The sequence below is a fragment of the Ureibacillus aquaedulcis genome, from assembly GCF_030418165.1.
GTDB classification, from domain to species: Bacteria; Bacillota; Bacilli; order Bacillales_A; family Planococcaceae; genus Ureibacillus; species Ureibacillus aquaedulcis.
The window spans coordinates 1-490 of sequence record NZ_JAUHTQ010000043.1; the positions used below are offsets into that span (position 1 = coordinate 1).

Sequence of the window (490 nt, forward strand, 5' to 3'; positions counted from 1 at the left end):
AATAACATTTAAGAGTTGCATGGTCGAGAAGACAGGATTCGAACCTGCGACCCCTTGGTCCCAAACCAAGTGCTCTACCAAGCTGAGCTACTTCTCGTAATAATGGCGCGCCCGGCAGGAGTCGAACCCACAACCTTCTGATCCGTAGTCAGACGCTCTATCCAATTGAGCTACGGGCGCATAGAGTGGTGCCGAGGACCGGAATCGAACCGGTACGGTAGTCACCTACCGCAGGATTTTAAGTCCTGTGCGTCTGCCAGTTCCGCCACCCCGGCATTTTGGAGCGGAAGACGAGGTTCGAACTCGCGACCCCCACCTTGGCAAGGTGGTGTTCTACCACTGAACTACTTCCGCATAGCAATATAAATTCCTCTGGCAATACCTAAAACTTAAATGGTGCGGGTGAAGGGAGTCGAACCCCCACGCCTTGCGGCGCTAGATCCTAAGTCTAGTGCGTCTGCCAATTCCGCCACACCCGCATTTAAGTATC

Annotated in this window: 5 tRNA genes; all 5 read right to left on the minus strand. The window is 53.5% G+C overall.

Annotation, left to right across the window (positions count from 1 at the left end):
- Positions 1-20: 20 nt before the first annotated feature.
- The 5 genes from QYB95_RS19105 to QYB95_RS19125 all read right to left on the minus strand — a co-directional run bounded on the left by QYB95_RS19105 (position 21) and on the right by QYB95_RS19125 (position 479).
- Positions 21-97: transfer RNA gene (locus tag QYB95_RS19105), tRNA-Pro, on the minus strand.
- A gap of 6 nt (positions 98-103) precedes the next feature.
- Positions 104-180: transfer RNA gene (locus QYB95_RS19110), tRNA-Arg, on the minus strand.
- A gap of 6 nt (positions 181-186) precedes the next feature.
- A tRNA-Leu gene (locus QYB95_RS19115) sits at positions 187-275 on the minus strand.
- 4 nt (positions 276-279) lie between these two features.
- Positions 280-354, minus strand: a tRNA-Gly gene (locus QYB95_RS19120).
- A gap of 40 nt (positions 355-394) precedes the next feature.
- Positions 395-479 (minus strand) — tRNA-Leu (locus QYB95_RS19125).
- Positions 480-490: the final 11 nt, after the last annotated feature.